This window comes from Brevundimonas sp., from assembly GCF_030682035.1.
GTDB lineage: Bacteria > Pseudomonadota > Alphaproteobacteria > Caulobacterales > Caulobacteraceae > Brevundimonas.
On sequence record NZ_JAUXQZ010000025.1, the window covers coordinates 282838 to 308555 of the forward strand.

30 protein-coding genes and 1 riboswitch are annotated in these 25718 nt (G+C 67.5%); of the genes, 16 read left to right on the plus strand and 14 right to left on the minus strand.

The annotated features are described in order from the left end of the window. The first annotated feature begins 12 nt into the window (after positions 1-12). Together glk and Q8K49_RS06705 are read left to right on the plus strand one after the other, a co-directional pair. Positions 13-1002 carry a glucokinase gene (gene glk / locus Q8K49_RS06700; protein WP_305304963.1) on the plus strand — a complete coding sequence of 330 codons (990 nt, stop codon included), beginning with the start codon at positions 13-15 and terminating at the stop codon, positions 1000-1002. 84 nt (positions 1003-1086) lie between these two features. Beyond that, complete coding sequence (locus Q8K49_RS06705; protein ID WP_305304964.1) at positions 1087-1347, plus strand: hypothetical protein; 261 nt, start codon at positions 1087-1089, stop codon at positions 1345-1347. 45 nt (positions 1348-1392) lie between these two features. Here Q8K49_RS06705 and Q8K49_RS06710 read toward each other — a convergent pair whose 3' ends face one another. From Q8K49_RS06710 to Q8K49_RS06740, 7 genes are all read right to left on the minus strand, one after another. Then, positions 1393-2241 (minus strand): DUF1295 domain-containing protein, encoded by an 849-nt coding sequence (locus Q8K49_RS06710; RefSeq protein ID WP_305304965.1) that lies wholly within the window; start codon positions 2239-2241, stop codon positions 1393-1395. A 42-nt stretch (positions 2242-2283) separates the two neighbouring features. After that, positions 2284-2673 carry a hypothetical protein gene (locus Q8K49_RS06715; RefSeq protein WP_305304966.1) on the minus strand — a complete coding sequence of 130 codons (390 nt, stop codon included), beginning with the start codon at positions 2671-2673 and terminating at the stop codon, positions 2284-2286. Further along, positions 2670-3968, minus strand: a complete 1299-nt coding sequence (hmgA, locus tag Q8K49_RS06720) for a homogentisate 1,2-dioxygenase (RefSeq protein ID WP_305304967.1) — start codon at positions 3966-3968, stop codon at positions 2670-2672. The genes Q8K49_RS06715 and hmgA overlap by 4 nt, the downstream gene beginning before the upstream one ends. An 89-nt stretch (positions 3969-4057) precedes the next feature. Beyond that, positions 4058-4543, minus strand: coding sequence for a protein-tyrosine phosphatase family protein (locus tag Q8K49_RS06725; RefSeq protein ID WP_305304968.1), 486 nt, complete (start codon positions 4541-4543; stop codon positions 4058-4060). A 9-nt stretch (positions 4544-4552) separates the two neighbouring features. After that, the gene (locus Q8K49_RS06730; protein ID WP_305304969.1) at positions 4553-5674 is read right to left on the minus strand and encodes an acyl-CoA dehydrogenase family protein; all 1122 of its coding nucleotides are present in this window, start codon (positions 5672-5674) and stop codon (positions 4553-4555) included. Between the two features lie 105 nt (positions 5675-5779). Next, positions 5780-6964: an acyl-CoA dehydrogenase family protein gene (locus Q8K49_RS06735; protein WP_305304970.1), complete on the minus strand. Its 1185-nt coding sequence runs from the start codon at positions 6962-6964 to the stop codon at positions 5780-5782. 63 nt (positions 6965-7027) lie between these two features. Further along, positions 7028-7285: an Lrp/AsnC ligand binding domain-containing protein gene (locus Q8K49_RS06740; RefSeq protein WP_305304971.1), complete on the minus strand. Its 258-nt coding sequence runs from the start codon at positions 7283-7285 to the stop codon at positions 7028-7030. Positions 7286-7332: 47 nt separating this feature from the next. Between Q8K49_RS06740 and Q8K49_RS06745 the strand changes: the two genes are divergently transcribed. Then, on the plus strand, positions 7333-8160 hold the full coding sequence (locus tag Q8K49_RS06745; protein WP_305304972.1) for an alpha/beta hydrolase: 828 nt from the start codon (positions 7333-7335) through the stop codon (positions 8158-8160). 303 nt (positions 8161-8463) lie between these two features. After that, positions 8464-9138 (plus strand): bifunctional 4-hydroxy-2-oxoglutarate aldolase/2-dehydro-3-deoxy-phosphogluconate aldolase, encoded by a 675-nt coding sequence (locus tag Q8K49_RS06750; RefSeq protein ID WP_305304973.1) that lies wholly within the window; start codon positions 8464-8466, stop codon positions 9136-9138. Here the strand turns inward: Q8K49_RS06750 and Q8K49_RS06755 are convergent. From Q8K49_RS06755 to Q8K49_RS06775, 5 genes are all read right to left on the minus strand, one after another. Then, positions 9135-9983 carry a ribokinase gene (locus Q8K49_RS06755; RefSeq protein WP_305304974.1) on the minus strand — a complete coding sequence of 283 codons (849 nt, stop codon included), beginning with the start codon at positions 9981-9983 and terminating at the stop codon, positions 9135-9137. The two genes, Q8K49_RS06750 and Q8K49_RS06755, sit on opposite strands and share 4 nt — an antisense overlap. After that, positions 9980-10972 carry a nucleoside hydrolase gene (locus tag Q8K49_RS06760; protein ID WP_305304975.1) on the minus strand — a complete coding sequence of 331 codons (993 nt, stop codon included), beginning with the start codon at positions 10970-10972 and terminating at the stop codon, positions 9980-9982. The genes Q8K49_RS06755 and Q8K49_RS06760 overlap by 4 nt, the downstream gene beginning before the upstream one ends. Positions 10973-11018: 46 nt before the next feature. Then, complete coding sequence (locus tag Q8K49_RS06765; RefSeq protein WP_305304976.1) at positions 11019-11564, minus strand: hypothetical protein; 546 nt, start codon at positions 11562-11564, stop codon at positions 11019-11021. 203 nt (positions 11565-11767) lie between these two features. Beyond that, the gene (locus Q8K49_RS06770; protein WP_305304977.1) at positions 11768-12430 is read right to left on the minus strand and encodes an aspartate/glutamate racemase family protein; all 663 of its coding nucleotides are present in this window, start codon (positions 12428-12430) and stop codon (positions 11768-11770) included. A 98-nt stretch (positions 12431-12528) separates the two neighbouring features. After that, positions 12529-13527 carry a D-cysteine desulfhydrase gene (locus tag Q8K49_RS06775; RefSeq protein ID WP_305304978.1) on the minus strand — a complete coding sequence of 333 codons (999 nt, stop codon included), beginning with the start codon at positions 13525-13527 and terminating at the stop codon, positions 12529-12531. 249 nt (positions 13528-13776) lie between these two features. Here Q8K49_RS06775 and Q8K49_RS06780 point away from each other — a divergent pair, with 249 nt between their 5' ends. The 6 genes from Q8K49_RS06780 to Q8K49_RS06800 all read left to right on the plus strand — a co-directional run bounded on the left by Q8K49_RS06780 (position 13777) and on the right by Q8K49_RS06800 (position 19135). Beyond that, positions 13777-14388, plus strand: coding sequence for a TetR/AcrR family transcriptional regulator (locus Q8K49_RS06780; RefSeq protein WP_305304979.1), 612 nt, complete (start codon positions 13777-13779; stop codon positions 14386-14388). Between the two features lie 27 nt (positions 14389-14415). Continuing rightward, positions 14416-14523, plus strand: a riboswitch (TPP riboswitch). Positions 14524-14595: 72 nt separating this feature from the next. Beyond that, positions 14596-16623, plus strand: coding sequence for a phosphomethylpyrimidine synthase ThiC (gene thiC / locus Q8K49_RS06785; protein ID WP_305304980.1), 2028 nt, complete (start codon positions 14596-14598; stop codon positions 16621-16623). Positions 16624-17380: 757 nt separating this feature from the next. After that, positions 17381-17995: a DUF488 family protein gene (locus tag Q8K49_RS14840; RefSeq protein WP_370867748.1), complete on the plus strand. Its 615-nt coding sequence runs from the start codon at positions 17381-17383 to the stop codon at positions 17993-17995. Between the two features lie 4 nt (positions 17996-17999). After that, positions 18000-18440, plus strand: a complete 441-nt coding sequence (locus Q8K49_RS06790) for a DUF488 family protein (RefSeq protein ID WP_305304981.1) — start codon at positions 18000-18002, stop codon at positions 18438-18440. 6 nt (positions 18441-18446) lie between these two features. Continuing rightward, positions 18447-18956 (plus strand): zeta toxin family protein, encoded by a 510-nt coding sequence (locus Q8K49_RS06795; RefSeq protein ID WP_305304982.1) that lies wholly within the window; start codon positions 18447-18449, stop codon positions 18954-18956. Beyond that, positions 18953-19135: a hypothetical protein gene (locus tag Q8K49_RS06800; RefSeq protein ID WP_305304983.1), complete on the plus strand. Its 183-nt coding sequence runs from the start codon at positions 18953-18955 to the stop codon at positions 19133-19135. Before Q8K49_RS06795 ends, Q8K49_RS06800 begins: the two co-directional genes overlap by 4 nt. A gap of 234 nt (positions 19136-19369) precedes the next feature. Here the strand turns inward: Q8K49_RS06800 and Q8K49_RS06805 are convergent, their stop codons facing one another. Next, positions 19370-20032, minus strand: coding sequence for a DsbA family oxidoreductase (locus Q8K49_RS06805; RefSeq protein WP_305304984.1), 663 nt, complete (start codon positions 20030-20032; stop codon positions 19370-19372). A 206-nt stretch (positions 20033-20238) separates the two neighbouring features. On the opposite strand from Q8K49_RS06805, the gene Q8K49_RS06810 reads away from it, so the two are divergent. Beyond that, the gene (locus Q8K49_RS06810) at positions 20239-20859 is read left to right on the plus strand and encodes a hypothetical protein (protein WP_305304985.1); all 621 of its coding nucleotides are present in this window, start codon (positions 20239-20241) and stop codon (positions 20857-20859) included. Between the two features lie 22 nt (positions 20860-20881). Next, complete coding sequence (locus tag Q8K49_RS06815; protein WP_305304986.1) at positions 20882-21499, plus strand: adenylate/guanylate cyclase domain-containing protein; 618 nt, start codon at positions 20882-20884, stop codon at positions 21497-21499. A gap of 6 nt (positions 21500-21505) precedes the next feature. Here Q8K49_RS06815 and Q8K49_RS06820 read toward each other — a convergent pair whose 3' ends face one another. Further along, positions 21506-22684 carry an acetyl-CoA C-acetyltransferase gene (locus Q8K49_RS06820; RefSeq protein ID WP_305304987.1) on the minus strand — a complete coding sequence of 393 codons (1179 nt, stop codon included), beginning with the start codon at positions 22682-22684 and terminating at the stop codon, positions 21506-21508. A gap of 219 nt (positions 22685-22903) precedes the next feature. Here Q8K49_RS06820 and Q8K49_RS06825 point away from each other — a divergent pair, with 219 nt between their 5' ends. The 4 genes from Q8K49_RS06825 (at position 22904) to Q8K49_RS06840 (ending at position 25533) form a co-directional block, all read left to right on the plus strand. Next, positions 22904-23617: a hemolysin III family protein gene (locus tag Q8K49_RS06825; RefSeq protein ID WP_305304988.1), complete on the plus strand. Its 714-nt coding sequence runs from the start codon at positions 22904-22906 to the stop codon at positions 23615-23617. Between the two features lie 59 nt (positions 23618-23676). Continuing rightward, the gene (phaR, locus tag Q8K49_RS06830; protein ID WP_305304989.1) at positions 23677-24288 is read left to right on the plus strand and encodes a polyhydroxyalkanoate synthesis repressor PhaR; all 612 of its coding nucleotides are present in this window, start codon (positions 23677-23679) and stop codon (positions 24286-24288) included. Between the two features lies 1 nt (position 24289). Next, positions 24290-24640, plus strand: a complete 351-nt coding sequence (locus Q8K49_RS06835) for a hypothetical protein (RefSeq protein WP_305304990.1) — start codon at positions 24290-24292, stop codon at positions 24638-24640. A gap of 347 nt (positions 24641-24987) precedes the next feature. After that, complete coding sequence (locus tag Q8K49_RS06840; protein ID WP_305304991.1) at positions 24988-25533, plus strand: GrpB family protein; 546 nt, start codon at positions 24988-24990, stop codon at positions 25531-25533. Positions 25534-25718: the final 185 nt, after the last annotated feature.

A 25718-nucleotide genomic window follows, 5' to 3' on the forward strand; every position in this document is an offset into this window, starting at 1 on the left:
GAGAGAGCCGCCGTGCGACGAACGATAGGGCAAGGTGAGGCCCGGACGCTTCTCGTCGGCGACGTCGGCGGCACCAATGCGCGGTTCGCCCTCGCCCGGATGATCGACGGCCGGCCCCTGCTCGAGCATCACGAAAGTTTTCCCGCCGAGACCCACCCGACCTTCCTCGACGGCGTCAGGGCCTTTGTCGACGGCTGTCCGGTCAAACCGGACGGCGGGGTTCTGGCCGTTGCGGGACCCATCACCGACGGCGCCGTTGACCTGACCAATTCGCCTTGGCGAACTTCCGAAACCGAGCTTCAGACCTTGGGGCTGAACCCCGTGCGCCTGATCAACGACTTCGAGGCCCTCGCGTGGGGCGCGGCCCTGGTGACCGGTCCGGAGCTGGCGTCCCTGGGCGGTCCGGCCGAGGGCGACCCCCATGCCGCCATCGCCGTGCTCGGGCCGGGCACCGGTTTCGGCGTCTCGGCCCTGGTGCGCGATAGCCATGGAAACGAAGTCGCCATGCCGTCCGAGGGCGGCCACGCCTGCTTCGCGGCGAACGACGCCGTCGAGGACGAGATCCTGCGGATCCTGCGCCGCCGCTACGGCCGGGTTTCGATCGAGCGGTTGATCTGCGGCCCCGGCCTGCTCAACCTGCACCGCGCCCTGGCCGAGATCGACGGGCGCCAGAGCCATATCGAAGACCCGGCCCTGATCACCACTGAGGCGCTCGAGAATCCGAACAGTCCCTGCGGCGCCACCCTGGCCCGCTTCTGCGCCATCCTCGGATGCGTCGCCGGTGATATCGCCCTGACCACCGGTGCGCGCGGGGGGGTCTATATCGCCGGCGGCATCGCCCCGCGCATACTGCCCTTCCTCAAGGCCAGCCCCTTCCGCGAGCGGTTCGAGCGCAAGGGGCGGTACGAGGATTATATGGTTGCGATTCCGACGAACGTGATCCTGCACAAACACGCCGCCCTGCTGGGGGCTGCCCGTGTGGCATTCACCAAGGAAAATTGAGGTTCCAACACTTTTTTCTCACGGGACCGTGAACCGAAGCGTCGCTGCTGAGTTATGAGGTTTCCACTCTGGAAGGATATCCTCATGCGTAAGATCATCACCGCCGCTGCCGCCCTGTTCGCCGTCGCCGGCCTCGCCGCCTGCGAAAGCCCTGCCGACAAGGCTGCCGAGGTCAAGGCCGACGCTCTGGAAGAGCAGGCTGCCGCCGCTCCGACGGAAGCCGCAGAAACGGCCCTGAACGAAAAGGCCGACACCATCGAACAACAAGCCGGCAACGCCGACGGCGGCGCGACCACCGCCAACACCCCGAACACCTCGCCGTCGGCCGCTAACCCCGGCCAGTAAGACGGTTCAACCGGGGCCTCATGACCCCCGGTTCAATCAGAACGGTCAGCCCCCGTCGCGCAAGCGGCGGGGGTTTTCCGTATCAGGCGCAAATCGGGGCTTCGGCGGCCAGGGAATGAAGGCGCTGGTCCGGCGCACATAGTCGGCATAGCCGGGCCGCGTGGCGTGGATGGCCTTTTCCGTGATGCCGATCCCGGACCATTTCGTCAGGGTAAAGGTCAGGAACAGCGGCCCCGCGATCGCCCACAGTCCCGGCCCGGTCTCGGCGGCGATCAGGTACAGCCCCCACCAGACGCAGGCGTCGCCGAAATAGTTCGGGTGCCGGGTCCAGCGCCACAGGCCCCTGTCCATCACCTGCCCCTTGTTGGCCGGGTCCTTCTTGAACGTCGCCAGTTGTGCGTCGCCAATACTCTCGAACCCGATTCCGACGACCGCCAGCACCGCCCCGCTCCAGCCGATCCCGCCCACAGCCGGCTCAATCGCGACCTGTCCCAGCTGCACCGGAAGCGATGTCAACCAGGCCAGCACCGCCTGCGGAAGAAACACCACCAGCAGCGCCGTCTGGCCCAAGCCCCAGCCCCGCGTCGTCTCCATCCGCTCGAGAATTTCGAGATAGCGGCCATCCGCGCCCTGCGCTCGCCAGCGCCGGTATAGATGCCACCCCAACCGCAGGGCCCAGACTCCGGCCAACCAGAGCAGCAGCCATTTGCGCGTCGGGTCGCCCTCGGTCCGCGGAAACGTCGCCAGCGCCAGCAACAGCATCCCCATCGGCCAGACGGCGTCGATGAAGCTGACGTCCTTCAGCCGCAGGGACAAGGTCCACAGACCGACCATCACCAAAACAATCAGGGCCAGGTTCAGGCCCAGCAGTACGGCGATCTCGTTCAGGCTCATGGGTCAGGAACGTCCGTGGAGAGGCGTCGGATGCGGGGTCCGTCAATCGACGCAGATCGTCGCCTCGGCCTTGCCGCCCTCGACAGTGGTGTAGCAGCCGAACCGGCTGCTGCTGGCCTGGCATTGGCCGACAGCGTTCGTTCCGGCGGCCGGCGCATTGGCCACGTCCCCGACCCGGCAGTCGCCCGCGCAGTCGTCGCCGTCGGTGCAGCGCCGCCCGGCGTCGGCATAGGTGATGACGCAGCGGACGGTCTGCATCCGGCCCTGTGGCAGCATCTTGCCGCCGCGTGCCGCGCAGGCCGCCGCGTCCTCGCTGCCCGCGATCGACTGGACCGCGGGCGTCGCCTCTGCGAGTTCCGTCTTGCCGTCGCTCGCCGGCATGGGCTGGCAGGCCGCCAATAATACCGCCGCCGCGATCAGAATGCGCTTCATGTCACTTGGCCCTTTTCGAAGCCGGTCCAGACGTCATCATAGTCTAGCTGCATGGTCGGCGATGTTTGCGCCCATTCCGTGGTCCGGATCGGCGCCCGGGTTTCAAACATAAAGGCCAGGGTGTCGGTGATCTTCACCGGTTTGAGGTCGGCGGCCACCGCCTTGTCATAGCTGGCCTGATCCGGCCCATGCCCGCTCATGCAGTTGTGCAGCGAGGCCCCGCCCGGCGCGAACCCGCCCTCCTTGGCGTCGTATTCACCGGTCACCAGCCCCATGAACTCGCTCATGATATTCCGGTGGAACCACGGCGGACGGAAGGTGTCCTCGGCCACCATCCAGCGCGGCGGGAAGATCACGAAATCGCAGTTGGCGGTCCCCGGCGTGTCACTGGGCGAGGTCAGGACGGTGAAGATCGACGGGTCCGGGTGGTCGAAACTGACTGTGCCGATCGTGTTGAAGCGGGCGGTGTCGTACTTGTACGGCGCATGGTTGCCGTGCCAGCCCACCACATCCAGCGGCGAGTGCGGAAAGATCGTCGACCACAGCCGGCCGCCATATTTCTGCACGCACTCGGTCGGCCGGTCGATGTCCTCGAACGCCGCGACGGGCGTCTGGAAATCACGAGGATTGGCCAGGCCGTTCGAACCGATCGGCCCCAGGTCCGGCAGGCGGAAGGCCGCGCCGTAGTTCTCGCAGATATAGCCACGGATCGGCCCGCTGCACTCGACCCGGAACCGCACCCCGCGCGGAATGACCACGATCTCGCCGGGGACGGCCTCGATACGTCCCATTTCCGTGACAAAAATCTGATTTCCCACCTGTGGGACAATTAGCATCTCTCCGTCAGCACAGTAGAAGACCCGGTCTTTCATCGAACGGTTGGCGGCATACAGGTGGATGCCGGTTCCGGTCCCCGTGTCAGCATCGCCGTTTCCGCCATAGGTGACCAGCCCCTCGACCCAGTCAGTCGGTTCAGTAGGGATAGGCAGCGGATCCCACCGCATCCGGTTCGGCGTCGGCGGCGCGTCGTGGAACGGCCCGGACCGCACCAGCCCCTGGACGAACGGCTTGTAGGCCGGGTGCTGGGCCGACGGCCTCAGCCGGTACAGCCACGACCGCCGGTTCTCGGCTCTCGGCGCCGTGAAGGCCGTCCCGGACAGCTGCTCCGCATACAACCCCATCGGCGCCCGCTGCGGCGAGTTCCGCCCCTCGGGCAGGGCGCCGGGCACGGCCTCAGTCGCGAAATGATTGCCGAAGCCGGACTGGTACTGGGGCGCGTTGGCGCGAGTCGTCATGGTGCGTATCTCCCGTGTCGGAGGTGTAGCGTCCCCGCTCCGGCCAAGCCACCCCGGTTAGTCGGTGGAGATGTCTTGCACGTCCATGGTCACAACCAGTTGACTGCCAGCCATTCCCGTTGAGCGTCGGTGTCCGGCACCTGCAGACCGCGCGCTTTGCCAATCGTTTGCAGGACCTGTTCGCTGCCCTGGGTTCCATCAAGATGCGCCATCAAGAAGGCGGCCATCAATGACGAACGCCCGATTCCAGCCCGACAATGGATCGCGACGCGCATGCCCGATCGGACGCGGGCCGACAGGTCGGTTACCAAGTTTCGGGCAGCTGTGATCGACGCCGGAACGCCACGGTCCTCGATGGGAAAGGCCAGAAACTCGATTCCGACCCTTCGGCAGGCATCGGCCTCATCCTGAAGCTCGAGATCAGCCACTTCGTGCTGCTCCAGAAGGCTGACGGCGACATCCACGCCCTCGCGCTTCCACATCGCGATCTCATCTTCCAGCCAGTCGCCGGCGCGCGGTCTCGCCATAATCGCAAGACGCCCGGGAGCTTCAAGCTCGATCCAGTAGAGCGTCATTCGATCAGCCTAGAACCCTTGGCTTCGCGCCATCCGCTCCTGATGGAACCCGGCGTCCCCCAGCAGCTCATTCAGCACCCGCACCCGCTTCATGAACAGGCCGACGTCAAACTCGTCGGTCATGCCGACGCCGCCGTGCATCTGCACCGCCTCCTGCACGGCCAGTTCGGCGACGCGCCCGGCCTTGGCCTTGGCCACCGAGACGGCCAGACCTGCGTCCTCCCGCCCTGCGTCCAGCGCCTTCAGCGCCCCCATCACCGCCGCCCGGGCGATCTCGATCTCGGCGAACAGGTGCGCCGAGCGATGCTGCAGCGCCTGGAACTCCCCGATCAGCTTGCCGAACTGTTTGCGTGTCCGCAGATACTTCAGCGTCGTCTGGAAGGCCTGATCCCCCGCCCCGTTCAGCGACGCCGCCGCACAGGCCCGGCCCAGGTTCAGCGCCCCCTCCAGCAGTGCCTCGCCGCCGTCGACCGACCCGATCACGGCATCGGCGTCGACCTCGACATCCGTCAGCGTCACCCGCGCCGCATTGTGGGCATCAACCATGACAGTGCGCTCGATCTCCACGCCGCTCGTCTTCGGATCGACGAGGAACAGGGTCAGCCCCGCCTCCGTCCGCGCCGCCACGATCACCGCATCCGCGACATGGCCGTCCAGCACGAACCCCTTGGCCCCGTTCAGCCTGAACCCGTTGCCCGACCGCTCCGCCACCGTGGCGATCCGCGCCGGCGCATGTTTGGCGCCCTCGTCCACGGCCAGCGACACGATCGCCTCGCCCGCCGCGATCCGGGGCAGCCAGGCCGCCTGCTGCTCCGCTGAGCCTCCATCGACCAGCACCCTGGCCGACAGCACCCCCGACCCGAGGAAGGGCGACGGCGTCAGCGTCCGCCCGAGCGCCTCGGCCATCACCCCGGCCTCGACCGCGCCGAGACCCGAGCCGCCGTGTTCCTCGGGGATGATGACGCCCGCGAACCCCATCTCCCCGAACACCCGCCACAGGTCGCGCGACACGCCGTCGGCGTCCTTGCTGTCGCGCAGCTTCCGCAGATGGGCGAGCGGCGCGTGTTCATTGAGGAAGCCGTCCGCGGCCTCCTTCAGCATCGTCTGCTCTTGGGTCAGGATCAGGGGCATTGTCGTTCTTGTCTCGCTTGTCGCGGTTATCGCGGGCCCGTTTGTCTCGGTTGTCTTGCCTGAATTGTCTTGGCTCGGAGGTCGCCCTTTTGGCGGCTTTCGGCGCTACGCCCCCGGCAGCTGAAGCAGGTGTTTGGCGATGATGTTCAGCTGCACCTCGCTGGTCCCGCCCTCGATCGAATTGGCCTTGGTCCGTAGCCAGTCGCGCGCCGCCTTGCCGCCGCGCGACCGCTCGCCCTCCCATTCCAGTGCGTCCGAGCCGCCCGCCGCCATCAGCAGCTCATGGCGGCGCTTGTTCAGCTCGGACCCGTAGTATTTCAGCATCGAGGCGATGGCCGGATGCGTCTGCCCCGCCTTCACCTGATCCCCGGTCCGCTCCATGGCCAGGCGGAAGGCGGCGGCATCGACTTCCAGCTCGGCGATCCGTGCACGGAGCATCGGCTCGTCCAGCCGTCCCTCGTCGTCCGTCCCGATCGATCCTGTGGCCACCTGTCCCAGCGGCCGCCCGCCGCCGACCTCGCCCATGGCCCCGATCATGGTTCGCTCATGCGCCAGCAGATGTTTGGCCACGTCCCAGCCGCGGTTCAGCGTTCCGACCAGATTGGCCTTCTCGACCCGCACATCGTCGAAGAAGGTCTCGCAGAACGGGCTCTTGCCGCTGATCAGCGTGATCGGTCGCGTCGACACCCCCTTCGTGGCCATGTCGAACAAGACGAAGGAGATGCCCAGATGCTTGGGCGCCTCCGGGTCCGTCCGCACCAGGCAGAAGATCCAGTCGGCCTTGTCGGCGTAGGAGGTCCAGACCTTCTGGCCGTTGACGATCCAGTGATCGCCCCGATCTTCCGCCCGCGTCTGGATCGCCGCCAGATCGGACCCCGCGCCCGGCTCGGAATAGCCCTGACACCAGCGGATCTCGCCGCGCACGATCTCGGGCAGGAAGCGCTGCTTCTGTTCCTCGGTCCCGAACGCCAGCAGCGCCGGCCCCAGCATCCACACGCCGAAGCTCGCCAGCGGCGATTGGGCGTCGATGCGGCGCATTTCCGAGCCCAGCACCTTGGCCTGTTCGCGGCTCAGCCCCCCGCCGCCGTATTCGGCCGGCCATTCCGGCGCGGTCCAGCCCTTCGCGCCCATCCGGTCGAGCCAGACCTTGTGCGCCGGCGTCGGATAGACGGCGTCGCGCCCGCCCCAGACCCGATCCTCGTCGCTCTCCACCGGCCCGCGGCACTCCGCGGGACAGTTGGCCTCAAGCCAGGCGCGGGTCTCCGCGCGGAATGCATCCAGATCTGACATGCCCACTCCTCGTCATCCCGGCGAAAGCCGGGACGTTAGCAGCGATTCACCGGTGACGCTGCGTCAGCTCCCGCTCGGCAGGAACGGTGAGAAGGTGATCACCGTGAAGGTGTCGCGGATATTGGCCCGGGTCTGCACCGCCTTCGTCACGAACGTCCCGATGTCCATGTCCCTGGGCAGTTGGAACTTGGCCAGCAGGTCGTACTGGCCCGAGGTCGAATAGACCTCCGAGACGTATTCGACATTGTCCACCATGTCGGCCGCCACATCATTGGCGTGGCCCAGCTCGCATTTGATGAAGACGAAGATGGCGGTCATCATGGCGGCGGTCCTTCCCGAGCGTTGGACGGTGTCTAGCGGATGATGGCGTGACGGGTAAGAGCGACGGGATCGACTACGAGGCGGAATATAACAACCGCGCCCGCGTTCCTGACCACCCCGCCGTCATGCAGCGTTGGCGCGAGACCGCCGACGCCGCGCGCTCGGCCCATCCGCCCGTCGGGATCGCCTATGGCCGCGGACCGCGCGAGGTCATGGATCTGTTCGAGGCCGCACCCGGCGCCCCGGTCGCCATCTTCCTGCACGGCGGCTACTGGCAGTCGCTGGACAAGGACTGGTTCTCCGGCCTCGCCCCGGCGCTTCTGGCCCATGGCGTCAGCCTCGCCATCCCCTCCTACGACCTCTGCCCCGCCGTCCGCCTCGGCGCCATCCTGCGTCAGGTCCGCAGCGCCGTCGAAACCGTACGTGAGCGCACCGGCGCCCGCCCGGTGGTCTTCGGCCATTCCGCCGGCGGACACATGGCCGCCTGCATGCTGAGCGAAGGCCGCGCCTCGGCCGCCGTGGCCATCAGCGGCGTTTTTGACCTGCGCCCCCTGATCCCGACTTCGCTCAACGCCGCCCTCGACCTCGACGAGCGCGAGGCCGCCGCCCTGTCGCCGATCCACTGGCCCGTCCCCAATGGGTCGACCCCGGGCGGCACCTTGCTGGACTGCATTGTCGGCGCCGACGAGAGCCCCGAGTTCCTGCGGCAGTCGCGCAGGATGGCCGACCATTGGGCCGCCCAAGGTGTCGAAACCTGCTACGAGGCGCTGCCGGGCTTGAACCACTTCACCGTGCTGGATCCCCTGTTCAACGCCGCCAGCGGGACGATCCGCCGCCTCGTCGCTCTCAACACGCTTGACCATAAAGGCGGCTAGTGTGTTTTTATGGTCCGTGTTCTGCGTCACCCCGAGGGCGCGTTCGTTATAGAGGTCCATGTTCCGCGCCATCTCCCGCTTCTTCCGTCAACTGCGTTGTCGCCGTCATCGCTGGCGTCCGGACCGGCGCGTCTCCGGGCGCGAGTTTTGCGACCTTTGCGGCGCCAGGCGGAAAACGAACTGAGCCGACCGCCGGTTCGAAACACAAAGTTCCACGCCTTCCCGCACCCGCGCTTTCCCGGAACGCGGCGGGTGGGATAAGCATGGCGGGCTGCCGGAGCGACCGGCGGAGGAAATCAGACCATGCGCCACGACCGCCTCGCCGTACTGACGGCCCTCGAGTCCCAGGGCGTGGCCCCTGTCTTCTACCACCCGGACGAGGCGACCTGCCTCGATGTCATCCGCGCCTGCGCCCGGGGCGGGGCACCCGTGATCGAGTTCACCAACCGCGGCGACTTCGCCTGTGACCTGTTCGGCGACATCGCGCGTGAGCTTCAGAAGACCGACCCCGACGTCATCCTCGGCATCGGCTCGGTGGTCGATGCAGGCACGGCGTCGCTCTATCTCAACCGCGGCGCCCGGTTCGTGGTCAGCCCCTGCCTGATCCCCGAGGTCGCCCGCGCCTGCAACCGACGCATGACCGCCTATTTCCCCGGCTGCGGCTCGGTCACCGAGATCGGCCAGGCCCATGAACTGGGCTGCGACATCGTCAAACTCTTCCCCGGCGCCTCCGTTGGCGGCCCCGACTTCATCAAGGCGGTGCTGGGGCCCATGCCGTGGACGAAGATCATGCCCACAGGCGGCGTCGATCCCGACGCGGCCAGCATCGCCAAATGGTTCGGCGCCGGCATCGTCGCCGCCGGCATGGGCTCAAAACTGATCACCGACGCGGCGGTCAAGGCCGGCGACTGGGCCGGGATCGAAGCGAATGTGCGCCAGACGGTCGAAGCGGTCGCGGCTTTCCGGGCCTCGCGCTAGCCTTCCGTCCACATCGCCTCAACCTCAGCCCGCGTCGGCAGCGACGGCTGGGCTCCGGGCCGTGTCGCCGCAAGGGCACCCGCCGCACAGGCGAAGCGCAGCGCTTCCTCGGCCGGCATCCCCTCCAGCAGGGCGACACAGATCGCTCCCACGAAGGCGTCGCCCGCCCCCGTCGCATCCACGGCCCTGACGCGCGGCGGCGTGGCCCGCGCCAGTTCCTGCCCGCGCTGGTACATGACCGCGCCCCTCGCTCCCTCGGTCACCACGACCCGGCCGCCGCCGTGATGCAGCATGTCGCCGTAGAAGGCGGCCTCGATCTCATTAACCACCAGCAGATCGGCCCGCCGCAGCAGCTGATCCGACACCGGCGCGGCCGGGGCCAGGTTGACGCAGACGAACTCCGTCGCCCGGCCGACCGCCGCCTCGACGGTGGCGATGGGCAGCTCCAGCTGCACGATCAGCGGACAGTCGATCCGCGCCGGAAGCTGTTCGGGCGTGACCCGATGGTTGGCCCCCGCACAGACCACGATCTGGTTCTCGCCCTCGTCGTCGACGGCGATCAGGGCCACCCCCGTCGGCTCGGCGATATCCGTCTCGACGCCCGACAGCTCCACGCCATGGGCCATCAGCAGGGCCATGGCCGCGCCGGCCATCTCGTCGTCGCCGACACAGCCGGTCAGGCTGACGTCGGCCCCCAGCCTCCGGGCCGCCAGCGCCTGATTGGCGCCCTTGCCGCCCGGATGCCGCGCCAGCGTCGCCCCTGTCACCGTCTCGCCCGGGCGGGGCAGGAACCGGCTGCTGGCGACAAAATCCAGATTGATTGAGCCGACGACCGTGATCCTCATTTTCCTCCCCCTTCATGGGGGAGGGGGACCGCGCGAAGCGTGGTGGAGGGGGCTGCCGGCCTCAAGCACGCTTCCCCGATCAGGGCGAACACCCCGTCGGCGTCCGCCGAAACGGCCCAGCGATGCGGCGCCATGGCCGGATCGACGCGAAACTCCACCGCCGTATGGCCGCGCGTCAGCTCGCTGTGCGTTTCGACCTCGATCCGGCACGGTTGCAATTCGAAAAGCGCCGGCTTCAGCAGCCAGGCCACCGGACAGGGGTCATGCACCGGCGGCGCGTCCCAGCCGACGATCTCCTTCTCGACCCGCTGCGAGAACCGCATCATCGACGCCGCCGCATCGGCAGACGGCGTGCCCAGCGCCTCCAGCGCCGCAATCCGGGCCCCGGCCGCCCGCACCTGATGCGTCGCGTCCAGCCCGAACATCACCACGTCGCAACCGGTCGCCAGCACCTCGGCCGCGGCCTCCGGGTCGGCCCAGATGTTGAACTCGGCCGAGGCGGTGATATTGCCGCCCTCCGACCGCGCCCCGCCCATCACCGCCACCGGCCCCAGCCGGTCCGCCAGCGCCGGTTCCTTGCGCAACGCCAGCGCCAGATTGGTCAGCGGCCCCAGCACCGCCAGCGCTACCGACTTCGCTGGCCGCCCCATGACCAGATCGATGATCGCGTCTACGGCATGCCCGTTCGCGCACGGCGCACCCGGCTCGAACGGCGTCATGTCGCCCAGCCCCTCGGCGCCGTGAAACTCTCCGGCCCCCGCCGGCTCGCGCCGCAGCGGCCGGTCGGCGCCCATGAACACCGGCACCTCCTCGCGGCCGGCGATCTGGCGCAGGATGCGCGCGTTCCGCGCCGTCTTCACCACCGGGACATTCCCGCCCACGGCGGTGATCGCCAGCAGCTCGAACGCGTCCGAGCCGAAGGCGAGCATCAGCGCCACGGCATCGTCCACGCCGGGATCGCAGTCGATGATGAGGGGTTGTTGGTTCACGGGATCAGCTTTGAGGGGCATCGCCTTCGTGGACAAGCCCATTGGCTCAAGGCGTGACCTTGCCCGACAACTGCGCGATCCGCAGGAACTGAAGATAGGACGCCCACGTGCCCGACCAACGCCCGCTGGCCCGTAGGGGATCGTCGCTGTCCGCCGGCATCTCCAATCCTTCGAGCATCCGCTTCTCCACCTGCAACAACAGGGCCCGATCCGCGGGCGTCAGCTGTCGATCGAGTTGGTCAAGCCATCGAGCAGCGATAATTTTTCTGGTGGCCACGCCCCGTGCTGAACAGTTTCGCACGACGAGAGCGGACTGGCCGGGTTCCGGCTTTTCCCACCAACAAGGCAGGGCGTGGTCATCGCATCTGTTCCAAGCCTCAACAAAGGCTTCCGGGCCTCCGCTCAGATCGGCTTGCGAGGCGCAGGTGGTCAGGGCCTCTACCTCCACCGAAAAGTCGCCGCATGTCGCCATATCGTCTCCGCCGAGGACGCAGCGTTCAAGACGAACCACATCTGACTCGCTGTATCGCGGCGCCGGGATCGTAGTCTGGACGGACAACAGAGCGGTGGCGGCAAGGGCGATCAGGGACATGGGTCAAAGCCGAAGATGGGGTTTGTCGGGTCACGGGATCAGGTTTGAAGCGGGTCGCGTCGATAGGCAACTCTCGCTTGGTTGCTGGTGGTTGGTGGTTGGTGATCGCTGCTTCCCTGATGGCGGAAGGGCGGCGCAAACCGCGCCACACCCCGGACTGGCGGCCAGCCACCAGCCATCAATCACCAACCACGCTTCGCCCGTCACTTGCACCGCGCCACGCACGCCGCCGCCAGCACCTCCGCTGAATCCACCAGCGGCACGGTCACGTCCTCAGCCCCCAGCAGCAGCGGAACCTCGGTGCAGCCGGCGATCACCGCCTCGGCTCCCGCCGCGACCAGCAGGGCCGCCAGTCTTCGCATCTCGGTGCGGGGGGCCTCGCCCACATCGCCGCGCTTCACCGCATAGACGCAGGCCATGAAACCTTCGCGCGCGGCCCCGCTCAGCCGCACGATCCTGGCGCCCTTGCCCTGCAGCGCCTTGGTGTAGAGCGCCTCGCCGCCCGGCGTGGCCAGGACGCCGATCTTCTTGGCCCCCCCCGCCGTCGCGGCCTCGGTGGTCTCTGCGATCATGTCGATGAAGGGCAGGCCGGCCTTTTTGACCCCCGCCGCCTGGGCGTGGGCGGTGTTGCAGGGCATGGCCAGCACCTGGGCCCCGGCATCGCGCAGCCGCATCGCCATCTGCCCCAAGGTCTTCTCCGCCGCGTCGGGCGCGCGGTTGCGGTCCGGCACCTGCGGATTGATGTCGGCGATGATGCGGATGTGGTCCTGATCGCCCTCGGCCGGCGTCAGCGCCTGCACCCGCGCCAGAAACGCCACCGTCGCCGCCGGCCCCATGCCGCCCAGAACACCCAGTACCTTGCTCATATTCTCTCCGCGTCCGGACGGCGCCTGCCGCCCGGAGGTTCAGCGGCCCTTATGCGCTGAAACCACGCCCAAACGCCAATCGCGGTCGGCGTCCGGGCCTACAGCGCCCCCTCGATCTCGCCCTGATAGCCAAACAGCCCCTGCGCCCCGCCCGTGTGCAGGAACACCACCGTCTCATTCTCGAACCGGCCCGCCTTCGCCAGGGCGATCAGCCCCTTCATCGCCTTGCCGGTATAGACCGGGTCCAGCACGATCGCGTCGGTCCGCGCCGCCAGCTTCAGGGCCTCGATTACTGCGTCGTCGATCAGGCCATAGCCTTCCCCGACATAGTCGCAGTCCGCGACCACCATCCCCGCCGTCACCGCGTCCGGACGCCCCAGCAGCGACGCCGTGTCGCGCGCCAGCTTCAGCACATTCTCTTCCTGCTTCTCCTTCGGCGCCCGCACACCGATGCCCAGCACCGGGATATCGGCCCCCATCACCGCCAGCCCGGCCACCAGACCTGCATGGGTCCCGGCGCTGCCCGTAGCGGTGATGATCCGGTCGATTTGCATGTCCAGTTCGTCGGCCTGGACGACGATCTCGCGGGCGCAGTCGACATAACCCAGCGCCCCCACCGGGTTCGAGCCGCCGCCAGGGATGATGTAGGGCCGACCACCGCGGGCCGTCACCTCGGCCGCCGTCTTCTCCAGCTCGGCGGGCATATCGCTTCCGCCCGGCACGGTGCGGATGCCCGCCCCGAACAGCCGGTCCATCAGCACATTGCCGTTGCGGGTGTAGTCGATCGCCTGCGACCCCGTCCGCTCTTCCAGAATGACCTCGCAGGCCAGGCCGTGCGCCGCCGCAGCCGCCGCTGTCTGGCGCACATGGTTCGACTGCACCGCCCCCTGGGTCACCAGCGTATCCGCGCCGCATTCGAAGGCGTCGCCCAGCAGGAACTCCAGCTTGCGGGTCTTGTTGCCCCCGCCAGCCAGTCCGGTGCAGTCGTCGCGCTTGATCCAGATCTCGACCCCCAGCGCCTCGCTCAACCGAGGCAGGGGCTCCAACGGCGTCGGCAGGTGGGCCAGTCGGATGCGGGGAAAGCGGGCGAGGTGCATGGGCGGAAACTCCTGAGGACGGCCTCCGTTACCACCCCGACGCCCGTCCGGGGAACTGTTGAGAAATTCGCGGGAACCGATCTACCCGACCGCAGTTTATCGATCGGACCTTGCGGCGATGCGCGCTCGACAGAGTCTATCGCGGCCCGGACCTGTGGACGCCCCCCCGATGCAGGCCGGGCCGCACCTTCCTCTCAGACGACGCGGCTCCGCTTGCCGACTCAGCTTGCGTGGCCTGATGCTGCGTTCATGGCCGAATCGCCCATCCGTCTGCGCAGCCGCCCCGCCACCGAGGCCCTCATCGTCGAGGCCGGCGAGCGCATCCTGCTGCGTGAGGGCTTCCCCGGCCTCAATGTCCAGACCCTCGCCGCCGAGGCGGGCTGCGACCGCAAGCTGGTCTACCGCTATTTCGACGGCGCCGACGGCGTCGTCGCCCGCATCGCCGCCCGCGCCCATGCCGAACTGGTACGCACGCTCGACGCCACGCCCCCCGCTGGCTCCGGGTCCCTGCGCGCCTTCGCCCGCGAGAGCCTGTCGGCCTGGCTCGGCGCGCTTCGAGCCAGTCCGTTGACCCTGCGGCTCATGGCCTGGGCCCTGGTCGAGGCATCGCCCCTGCTGAACCGCATCGAGTCCGAGCGGTCCGCCGTGCTTCAGGCCTGGATGCGCGAGCGCCGTCCCCGCCTGCGCCTGCCGCCGTCCGGCGACGCGGTGGCCATCAACGCCGTCCTGCTGGCGGCTGTCCAGCACCTGGCCCTCAGCGGCGGCACCCGCCCCGGCGTCGGTGGCGTGGCTCTGGACGAAGCCGGCTGGGTCCGGATCGAAGGCGCCCTTGGCGCGCTTCTGGCGGCCTTCCCGGATTGAAGCCCGCGCCGGTCGGGCGTAGGGTCCCCCCGTTCTCCGGGGGGTCGCACGCAGCGGCTGAGATTGGCGTATTCGCCTGACCCGTCGAACCTGATCCGGGTCATGCCGGCGAAGGGATGAGTACGCTGCCCCGCGGAACCGGGGCCTTGTCATCCCCGCGAAAGCGGGGACGCCCGACGTCGGCGGACCTCAACGCCAGAGGCCGCCATGAACATTCTCGTCACCCCGCCCGTCACGCCCGCAGAGCCCAATATCGATCTGGCGCTGTCCGACGCCCGCGAGGCGGTGATGAAGGAGACCGGGACCATCCCGACCGGCGAACGCGCCGGCAGCCGCAAGGTCTATGTCGCCGGCGCGCTCCACCCCGACATCCGCGTCCCCTTCCGCGAGGTCGCCGTCCACCCGTCGGCCAATGAGCCGCCGGTGACCATCTACGACAGCTCCGGCCCCTACACCGACCCGACCGTCACCATCGACATCAAGCGCGGCCTGCCGCTGGTCAAATCCAGCTGGCAGCTGGACCGCGGCGACATCGCCCCCGTGCTGAACCCCCGCGAGGTCAAGCCCGAGGACAACGGCCACGCCTCCGGCCGCCACCTCGCCCCCCGCTTCGACACCTCGCACCACCGCGTCTTCAAGGGCGTCGAGGGCCGCCCGGTCACCCAGTACGAATACGCCAACGCCGGGATCATCACGCCGGAGATGGAATACGTCGCCATCCGCGAGAACCTGCGGAGGGAGCAAGTGGCGAGTGGCGAGTGGCGAGTGGCGAGCGAAGACCCCGCCACCATCACCCTGCATGACGGCACGAAAATCAAGGCGATGTCGCCCGACTCCTCGCCACTCGCCACTCGCCACTCGTCACTCAGGGACGGCGAATCCTTCGGCGCCAGCATTCCCGACTATGTCACCCCCGAATTCGTCAGGGACGAGATCGCCCGCGGCCGCGCCATCATCCCCCACAACATCAACCACCCCGAAGTCGAGCCGATGATCATCGGCCGCAACTTCCTGGTGACGATCAATGCCAACATTGGAAACAGTGCGGTGTTGTCCAGCGTCGACGACGAGGTCGACAAACTGGTCTGGGCCACCCGCTGGGGCGCCGACAACGTCATGGACCTGTCGACCGGCCGCAACATCCACAACATCCGCGACTGGATCATCCGCAACAGCTCGGTCCCCATCGGCACCGTGCCGATCTATCAGGCCCTCGAGAAGGTCAACGGCGTCGCCGAGGACCTGACCTGGGAGGTCTATCGCGACACCCTGATCGAACAGGCCGAACAGGGTGTCGACTATTTCACCATCCACGCCGGCGTCCGCCTGCCCTTCGTGCCGATGACCGCCAGACGCGTCACCGGCATCGTCAGCCGCGGCGGCTCCATCATGGCCAAATGGTGCCTGTCGCATCACCGCGAGTCCTTCCTCTACGAGCATTTCGACGACATCTGCGACATCATGCGGGCCTACGACGTGTCGTTCAGCCTCGGCGACGGCCTGCGTCCCGGCTCCATCGCCGACGCCAATGACGAGGCCCAGTTCGCCGAACTGCGCACCCTCGGCGAGCTGACGAAGATCGCCTGGGCCAGGGGCTGCCAGGTCATGATCGAAGGCCCCGGCCATGTGCCGATGCACAAGATCAAGGCCAATATGGATGAGCAGCTGAAACACTGCCACGAGGCGCCCTTCTATACGCTCGGGCCCCTGACCACCGACATCGCCCCCGGCTACGACCACATAACCAGCGCCATCGGCGCGGCCATGATCGGCTGGTTCGGCACGGCCATGCTCTGCTACGTCACGCCCAAGGAGCACCTCGGCCTGCCCGACCGTCAGGACGTCAAGGACGGCGTCATCACCTACAAGATCGCCGCCCACGCCGCCGACCTGGCCAAGGGCCACCCGGCCGCACGGATGCACGACGACGCCCTGTCCCGCGCCCGGTTCGAGTTCCGCTGGGAAGACCAGTTCAACCTCGGCCTCGACCCCGAGACGGCCCGCAAATACCACGACGCCACCCTGCCGAAAGAGGCCCACAAGACCGCCCACTTCTGCAGCATGTGCGGCCCGAAATTCTGCTCGATGAAGATCAGCCAGGACATCCGCAGGGATGCGGCGGCGCAGAACGATGCGGGCGGTTCGCTGGTGGAGGCCGCCATGGCCGAGGCCGGGATGGCGGAGATGTCGGCGAGGTTCCGCGCGGGGGGGAGCGTGATGGAGGTGAAGGTGTGAGACGAGCGCTCTTGCGATGACTCTCGCTTAGCGCGCATGATGACCGGCGTTACGGGAGGGCTTGTGCGTCGATGGTTGATATTAGAGTAACCGATCTAACGGAGATGAATGCCGGAAATTTCTGTTTGGCTGGATGGGATCAAGCAGGCCAGCGCATGGTCCGCCCCCTACCGAACGGTGGAAATTGGACGATGGCCATGCTCCAACATTTCGGCATTGTCCCAGGCAGCCTCCTTCGCATAACGCCTAGCGGCAACGCTAATGGCGAATACCCTCATCTGACAGAGGACACACGCATCGAGCTTGGAGGAATCACCAGTATTCCCGCGCAGGCCATGCAGTGGTTTGGCCCAAATGCTCCCACGACCGCGGCGACAGTGGCCGATGCCTTTCAAGGCCAGCTCCAGCACAACAAGCAATTCAGGGGCGTCAACCAAGGGAATTATGTTGCCAGAGGCACGCACTCTCGGTCTCTCTGGGGGGTGACCATCCCGAGGGCTAACATTAGTTTTTCGACCGAATTCGAAAAGCTGAAGGCAACGGTAGTGGACGCGAGCGGAGCCTATCAACTCGCGGTTAGCAGCCACGCTTTGAAAGCAATTTGGAGGAATGGCGGGGTCCAAGCGATCCAGCGGGCGCTGCCTCAAAGCGGCCAGCTTCATGTTCGAGTTGGCCTCGCTAGGGCATATAATGTTGCGCCTGATAGATGTTCCGCCATGGTGAATGGTGTGTACTGGTAGGACCAATCCGCAGCGCAATGGCAAAATTCTGGACCCTTGGTCACTCGTCGCAGACCTACGAAAGATTTTCGAGCCTGCTGCGGTCGTTCGGCATCACGGCGGTGGCAGATGTTCGATCTTCCCCCTTCTCGCGACACTTTCCACATTTCAATCGAGACGACTTGAAGAATTCCCTGAAAAGAGATGGCCTTTCTTACGTCTTCATGGGGAAGGAACTTGGGGGAAGGCCAGCCGATCCAGACTTATTTGTGAACGGTGTCGCCAACTACGAGAGGATGTCTGAGACGACTTCTTATAAACTCGGACTTGAGAGAGTGATCGGCGGTGCGTCCGGACATCGGATCGCACTGGTTTGCTCTGAAGCTCACCCTCTGGATTGCCACAGATGTTTGCTGGTTGGTCGATCTCTTATCGAAGGCAAACATGAGGTTGATCATATTTTGCCCGATGGCTCCGTCCGATCTCAGAACCAAATCGAAACAGACATGGTTGTCATGGCGGGGCGTACTGAGCCTGATTTTTTCATGAGCGCTAGCGAGCTAGTCGATACGGCTTACCGCGAAAGAGCGTCTCAAGTCGCGTATTCCACTGTGATCAGACCTCGCCCCGCCGCGCTGGCAAACTCTCGGTAGTTAAATGATAAGTGTTACGACCATCGGCTTTACAAAATCAAATGCGAGAAACTTCTTTGAACGCATTCGCAGCGCTGGAGTAAGAAAGGTCGTCGACGTTAGGCTCCATAATACTTCGCAACTCTCTGGATTCGCCAAATCTGACGATTTAAGTTATTTCTTGAAATCTATTCTTGACATCAATTATGTTCATACGCCTCTATTGGCCCCCGAAGATGAGATGTTGAAGGCCTACAAGCGTGATGGAGGTGACTGGCGCGCTTACGAATTGAAATTCATGGACCTCATGGCTAAGCGAAAGATCGAAGATCGCCTGAAGCCGGGTATGTTCGATCACGCGTGCTTGTTGTGTTCGGAAGACACACCTCATCATTGCCATCGTAGATTAGTCTGCGAATACCTTAATTCGAAGTGGGATCGGGTGCTTTCCGTCAAGCATCTCTAGCTGGTCATGCCCACCCTCGTCCTCCTCGCCGGTCCGAACGGGGCCGGGAAGACCACCTTCATCAACGGCTTTCTGCGCCAGCGCGCGGCGACGTTCCAGTTCGTCAATCCCGACGAGGTGGCGCGCTCATTGACGGGATCGGGTCCGGCCCGCGATCTGGCCGCCGGGCGGCTGGTGCTGGAACGGCTGGATCAGCTGTTCACGCTGCGCGCCGACGTGGTGCTGGAAACCACCCTGGCCACCCGCTCGCACGCCGTGCGCATCCGCGACTGGAAGGCGGCCGGGTATCGGGTCGAGCTGATCTATCTGCGTCCGCCCTCGGCGGCGTTCTCGATCGCCCGCGTGGCGCGCCGCGTCGCACGCGGCGGGCATGGCATCCCGGAGGACACCTTGCGCCGCCGGTTCGGGCTCAGCCTCGACTATCTGGAGACCGTCTACAAGCCGATCGTGGATCGCTGGCAGGTCTACGCCAGTAGCGACGAGGGCCTCGTTCTGCTAGAAGAATGGCCGTCATGAGCATCAAGTTCGATACCGAAACCATCCTGAAAGCCGGGCGCGCGGCCGCCCATACGGCCAAGCACGGCACGCGCGAGGAGCAGTCCGGCAAGTTCCTGCCGCCCCCCGGCTGGAAGGGTCACCTCGTCACCGCCGCCGACGCCGCGCCCACGAAGCCGCGCAAGGCGAAGGCGGCGTAAACAGCGCCGCCCCTTGTCATCCCGGAAGCCGCGCAGCGGCTATCCGGGACGGGACGCACCCCTCCCCACCACCCCCCGCCCGGAAGGCGCGCTGCGCCTGTCCGGGCGACAGGTCGGGGCCGGACCGCGCGGCTCCCGGCTCAGCCCTGACGGGCTGTCCGGGAGGACATGCCGGGTGGACTCATCGTCCGGCTCTGCGCCGCTGCGCGGCGTGGCCGGGATGACAAGCAAGGATCAGAGCTCCCCCGCCATCCCCCGCAGCGCCTCCTCGAACACCCCCGCCGGCTGCCCGCCGGAGATCAGCCACTTCCCCTCCACCACCACGGCGGGCACGCCGGTGATCCCGCGCGAGACCCACAGCGCCTCCACCGCCCGCACCTCGGCGGCATGGAGGTCGTCGGCCAGCACCTCGACCGCCGTGGCCCGGTCCAGCCCCGCCGCCGCCGCCGCGTCGGCCAGCACCCCGGCGTCCGTCATGACCTTGCCGTCGGTGAAATGGGCCGTGAACAGGGCGGCCTTCAGCGCCCTCTGTTCCGCCATCCCCAGCGTCCCGGCCCAGTGCAGCAGCCGGTGGGCGTCGAAGGTGTTCCAGATCCGGCTGTCCTCGCCCATCCGCATCTCGAACCCCGGCCACGCCTCCGCCGCCCGTTGCGTGATCATCGCCCGGTTGGCCGCCGACTGTTCGGGGGTCGAGCCGTATTTGCGGCCGATATGGTCGACGATGTTTTCGCCCTCAGCCGGCATCTGCGGGTTCAGTTCGAACGGCTGGAAATGGATCTCGGCCTCGATCCCCTCGCCCTTCAGCGTCGCCAGCGCCGTCTCCAGCCCCCCCAGCCCCACCACACACCAGGGGCAGACGATGTCGGAGACGAAGTCGATGTGCAGGGTGCGGGTCATGGGGCGGGGTCCTTGTCCGCCCCATATGGTCCTTCTCCCCTTGCGGGAGAAGGTGAGCGCGCTTCTCGTGTCGCGGCTCTCGCATTAAACTTCTTCATGCATCAGGCGCCGCACAAGTCGAACACTTCGGACGGTGTTTTTCACGGCGGAGAGGCCTCCGGCGCCCACGGCTTCCCGGATCGTGAAACCCGCGGTACCGTCGCTCCATGAAACAGCTGACCCCCGCCCTCGCCGCCGCCCTGGCCCTCGGCCTCGCCGCCTGCACCCCGCCCGCCGAGGCCCCCGCGGACGCACCCGCCGCGCCTGCCGTGGCGGACCCCGCAGCCCCTGCGACCCCGGCGCCGGCGACCGGCGCGGCCTATGCCCCGACCGAGGCGCTGCTGGCCTCGACCGGCGTGACCTTCCCCAATCCGGGCGGGCGCGGCACCGGGTTCGAGGTCGCCTTCGGTCGCCCGCAGGCCGAGGTGATCGAGACCCTGACCCAGTTCCGCGGCGCCGCCCCGACGGTGTCCCAGAACGCCGAATGCGGGGCCGGACCGCTGACCTTCGCGACCTGGGGCGACGGCTTGCAGCTGCTGTTCCAGGACGGCGCCCTCGCCGGCTGGGCCGCCGGGTCCGGAACGCCCCGCGGCTTCAGGACCATCAAGGGCATAGGCATCGGCTCAACCCTGGCCCAGTTGCGCGCCGCCCATCCGGGCGTCGAGGTGGCGACCAACAGCCTGGGGCCGGAGTTCGGCGCCGACGACGTCTATGGCCTGGCCTCAGGCACGGGTCCGGGCGCCACGGTGACCGACCTGTGGGCCGGCGTCAGCTGCAATTTCCGCTAGGGGCGGGGCCAGGACCGGGGTGATGACCGCGACCGATCCCCTGCTGTCCCCCGGCCCCGACCACGCCGCCTCCGAGGCCGCCCTGCGCGCCTGGGCCTCGGCCCGCGACCCGGCCGCCCGCACGGCCATCGAGACCGACCTGTGGCGCCGCTTCGGCCACACCCTGACGGTGGTGGTGGTCGACATGTGCGGCTTCTCGCGCCGCGCCCGCAACGACGGCCTGATCGGCGCCCTGTCGATGATCGCCACCCTGCGCGTGTCCATCGCCGAGGTCGCCGTCCGCCACGGCGGCCGGACCATCAAATTCGAGGCCGACAACGCCTTCCTGACCTTCGACGAATCCGCCCCGGCCCTGACCGCCGCCCGCGACGCCCTCGCCTCGCTGCGCGCCGTGGCCGACCAGCCGATCAAGATTTCCGTCGGCATCGACCGCGGCCCGGTCCTGCTGCTGGACGGCACCGACCTCTATGGCGAGCCGGTCAACATCGCCAGCAAGCTGGGTGAGGATATGGCCCGGCGCGGCGAGATCCTGCTGACCCCCGCCGCCGCCGCCGATCTGCCGGACACCTGGGGTCTGCGTCCGATCTCGCTCAGCCTGTCGGGCGAGCCCTTCGCCGCCTTCACCGACCCGCCGAAATAGGAGGGATCAGACCCGCTCCACACACATGGCCACGCCCATGCCGCCGCCGATGCACAGGGTGGCCAGGCCCCGCTTCGCATCCCGCCGCTTCATCTCATAGAGCAGCGTCGTCAGGATGCGGGCGCCCGAGGCCCCGATCGGATGGCCGATGGCGATGGCCCCGCCGTTGACATTGACCTTGTCCGGATCGAGCCCAAGCTCTCTGAGCACGCACAGGCTCTGGGCCGCGAAGGCCTCGTTGGACTCGACCAGATCGAGGTCGGCGACGGACCAGCCGGCCTTCTCCAGCGCCTTCCGCGACGCCGGGATCGGCCCGGTGCCCATGACCGCCGGATCGACCCCCGCCGTCGCCGAGGAGACGATCCGCGCCAACGGGGTGAGCCCCCGGACCCTGGCGTCATCCGCGCTCATCAGCACCAGCGCCGCCGCCCCGTCATTGAGGCCCGAGGCGTTGGCCGCCGTGACGCTGCCCTCCTTCGTAAAGGCCGGCCGCAGCCCCTGCATGGCCTCCAGGGTGGCGCCGTGGCGGATGAACTCATCCCTGTCGACGACCGTATCGCCCTTCCGGCCCTTGATGGTCACCGGCACGATCTCGTCATCGAACCGCCCCGCCTTCTGCGCCGCCTCGGCCTTGTTCTGGCTGGCCACGGCGAAGGCGTCCTGATCAGCCCGGCTGATGCCGAAGGCGTCCGCCACATTCTCGGCCGTCTGGCCCATGTGATAGCCGTTGAAGGCGTCCCAGAGGCCGTCCTTGATCATGGTGTCGATCAGGCTGAGGTCGCCCATCTTCTGGCCGGTTCGCAGGGCCTGGGCATGCGGAGCCTGGCTCATGCTCTCCTGCCCGCCGGCCACGACGATGCGGGCGTCGCCGAGGGCGATCTGCTGCGCCCCGAGGGCCACCGCCCGGAGGCCTGAGCCGCAGATCTGGTTCAGGCTCCAGGCCGCGGCTTCCTTGGGAATACCCGCCCCCATCGCCGCCTGCCGCGCCGGGCCCTGCCCCGCCGCCGCCTGCAGCACATGGCCCAGGATCACCTCATCCACCTCCTCCGGCTTCACTCCCGCCCGCTCCAGCGCCGCCCGGATCGCCAGCTCGCCCAGCTTGGACGCGGGCAGGCTGGACAGGCCGCCGAGGAAGGACCCGACAGGCGTGCGGGCGGCGGAGACGATGACGACTTCAATGGACATGCAGGACCCCTGGGACCGGCCGCGGGCGAGGGAGCGCCCGGGCCATGGAAAACGAAACCTCTACGCCCTTCCCGGGCATTAGGCCGCGCGAAACCAATCGTGCCGTTTCTGCCGCATCCCGCAGCCTTCGTCACGCATGACGACCCCGTTCAGCCAATGGTCACCTGCCCACGCTTACATTGGCGGGAACAAACAGAGCGAGAAAGGCTTGATGGGGCCATGCTCAAGAGACTGAAAAATGTATTCGTGCAGGTCTGCGTCCCCGACGAACTGGACATGGCCGAGCACTACCGGACCCCGGCGGAGAAGACCGCCGACCTGATCGTGCACGTGGTCGGCCTGACCCTGGCCGCCGTGGGCGGCATCGTCCTGGCCGTGCTGGCGGCGATCTATTCCGGCATCGGCGCCGTGGTGGCCACCGCCGCCTACGCCCTGTGTCTGATCGCCATGCTGGCGGTCTCGACCGTCTACAACCAGACCCGCCCCTGCGCCGCCCGGCCCATCCTGCGCCGCATGGACGAGGCGGCCATCTTCCTGATGATCGCGGGCAGCTACACGCCCTTCACCACCCAGAGATTTGAGGGCGCCTGGGCGATCGGTTTCACCGTGCTGGTCTGGGTGGTGGCCTTGGCTGGCGTGTTCACCAAGCTGGTGGCGCCACGGATTTCCGACGCCTTCTGGGCCGCCATCTATGCGTTGTTCGGCTGGCTGGCGTTGATCGCCCTCAAGCCGTTGGTCGACACCGTCCACCCGATCGCCTTGGCCCTGCTGGTGCTGGGCGGACTGATCTATACCGCCGGAGTCTTCGTCTTCATCAGCCCCAGGGTGAAGTTCCGCCGCGCCATCTGGCATGGGTTCGTCGTCACCGGCGCTACCGTACACTGGGCCGCCGTGCTGGTGGGCGTGGTTCTGGCCCCAGCGACGCTCGGCTGATTTGCATGCGGCTTCGCGCTGCGGGATAGTGCGGCAGTGCAACAGGTCAGGGGTTTGGCGTGGCGGACAAGAAGGCCGGAGCGGGTGAAACCGTCGTCATCAAAAAATACGCCAACCGGCGGCTCTACAACACGGCCACCAGCGCCTACGTCACGCTCGAGGACCTGGCCAAAATGGTCCGCGAAGGCACCGATTTCGTGGTCTTCGACGCCAAGACCAATGACGATCTGACGCGCCAGATCCTGACCCAGATCATTTTCGAGGAAGAAAGCCGCGGCGAGGCCCTGCTGCCGGTCCAGTTCCTGCGCCAGCTGATCGGTTTCTACGGCGGTCAGATGCAGGGGGTGCTGCCCAGCTATCTGGAGATGTCGCTCGACAGCTTCAGCCGCCAGCAGGACCAGATGCGCGGCCAGTTCTCCAAGGCCTTCGGCGCGGCGCCCGGCGCCGGCATCCTCGACGAGGCCGTCAAGCGCAACATGGCCCTGTTCACCGATGCGATGAAGATGTGGCCAAGCTTCGGCGCCCTGACTCCCGGGAGCCAGGCTCCCGGCGCGGCCCCCGGGTCCAGGCCAACGCCCACCGCCGACCCGCTGGCCGAGATGCGCCGCCAGATGGACGAGATGCGCAGCCAGCTCGACAAGCTGTCCCAGTCCCCGGGCAAGGGCGGCTGACATGACCGACGAGGTTCGCCCCGTCGGTCCTGCCCAACGCCGCGAAGACCGCCGCGCGGATGACCGGCGCGCCGCCGAACGCCGGGCCGCCTCTGCGTCGCGCGCCCTTGTCCCGGTGGACTTTCCGGCCGAGCCTGCCGAGCCCCCGGCAAGACCTGCCCCGACCCCGGCCGCCGACCCCGGCGCGGCCATCTTCGCCGCCCAGCTTATGGGCCAAACGGGCCAGCGTCGCGGCCTTAAGGGTGGCCCTCCCGTCTTGGATGCGGCCCGGTCGGCCTATCTCGGAACCAAGCATTCCGGCGCCGCCGAACGCCGCCCGCAGCCGGGCAAGGCGAAAGACACCGACGTCTGAGGCCGCGGCACGGTCCTTGCTGAACGACAGGGCTTCAAGCCTCGTTCGGGACCGCCGCCATGCTGACCATCCTCGCCCGCACCATCGACATCACGGTCGTGGCGCTGATCTTCGTGGCGTTTTCCTGATTTTCAAAGACCGGAGCTCTTGAGCATCTCCCTCCCCTTCATGGGGAGGGTGGTCGCGAAGCGACCGGGTGGGGAAGGACGAAGCCGGGCGCCTTCGCGCTATCGCGCGCCGCTGGGTTCCGGGTCTCCGAGCCGCTGCGCGCCTCTCCGCCCGGAATGACGATAGCAGGGAGGGGTGATCCGCCTTGACCCCTCACCCGCCGCTTCGGATCATGGCGCATGCCCAGACCCGTTGTGCTCACACCCTGGACCCCGGACGGGGCCGTCCGGGCCGGGGCGCTGATCGCGGCGCTACAGGCGGCCGCGCCCGGGGCCTGCGTCGCCGTGCATCATGTCGGCTCGACCGCCGTGCCCGGCTTGATGGCCAAGCCGGTCATCGATCTGCTCGGCGAGACCGGCGATCTGGCGCGGATCGAGGCGGCGCGGCCGGCGCTGGAAGGTTTGGGGCTGGAGGGGCTGGGCCGGCGTCGGCGCGGCGAGAACGGCGTGGCCGGGCGGCGCTATTTCACCCGGGACGATCCGGAGACGGGGGCGCCCGGCGTCCATCTGCACGTCTACGCGGCGGGGGACCCGGCCCTCGCCTGGCGCCTGGCCTTCCGCGACCGGCTCAGGGCCGACCCCGCCACGGGCGCCGCATATGCGCGCGAGAAGCTGCGCTGCGCGGCCCTGCATCCGGACGACAGCGGGGCCTATGCGGCCTGCAAGAAGGCGTGGACGGACGGGGTGGCGGCGGAGGCGGTGCGGGGGTGGGGTGGCGGGGGGTGACGAGCGCCGTCAACGAGCGGATCGCCCGTTCATGCATGCTGCGGGCCGGAGAGGCGGATTATGCCCGCCGTTTTTCGACGTGATGAGGAGCAGGTGGCGGGCTACAGTCGCCGAATGATTGGACTTTGCCATCATCGACGATGAAGGTTCCATTCATTTTCTTCGCCAAACGTTTAGCGGTCTCA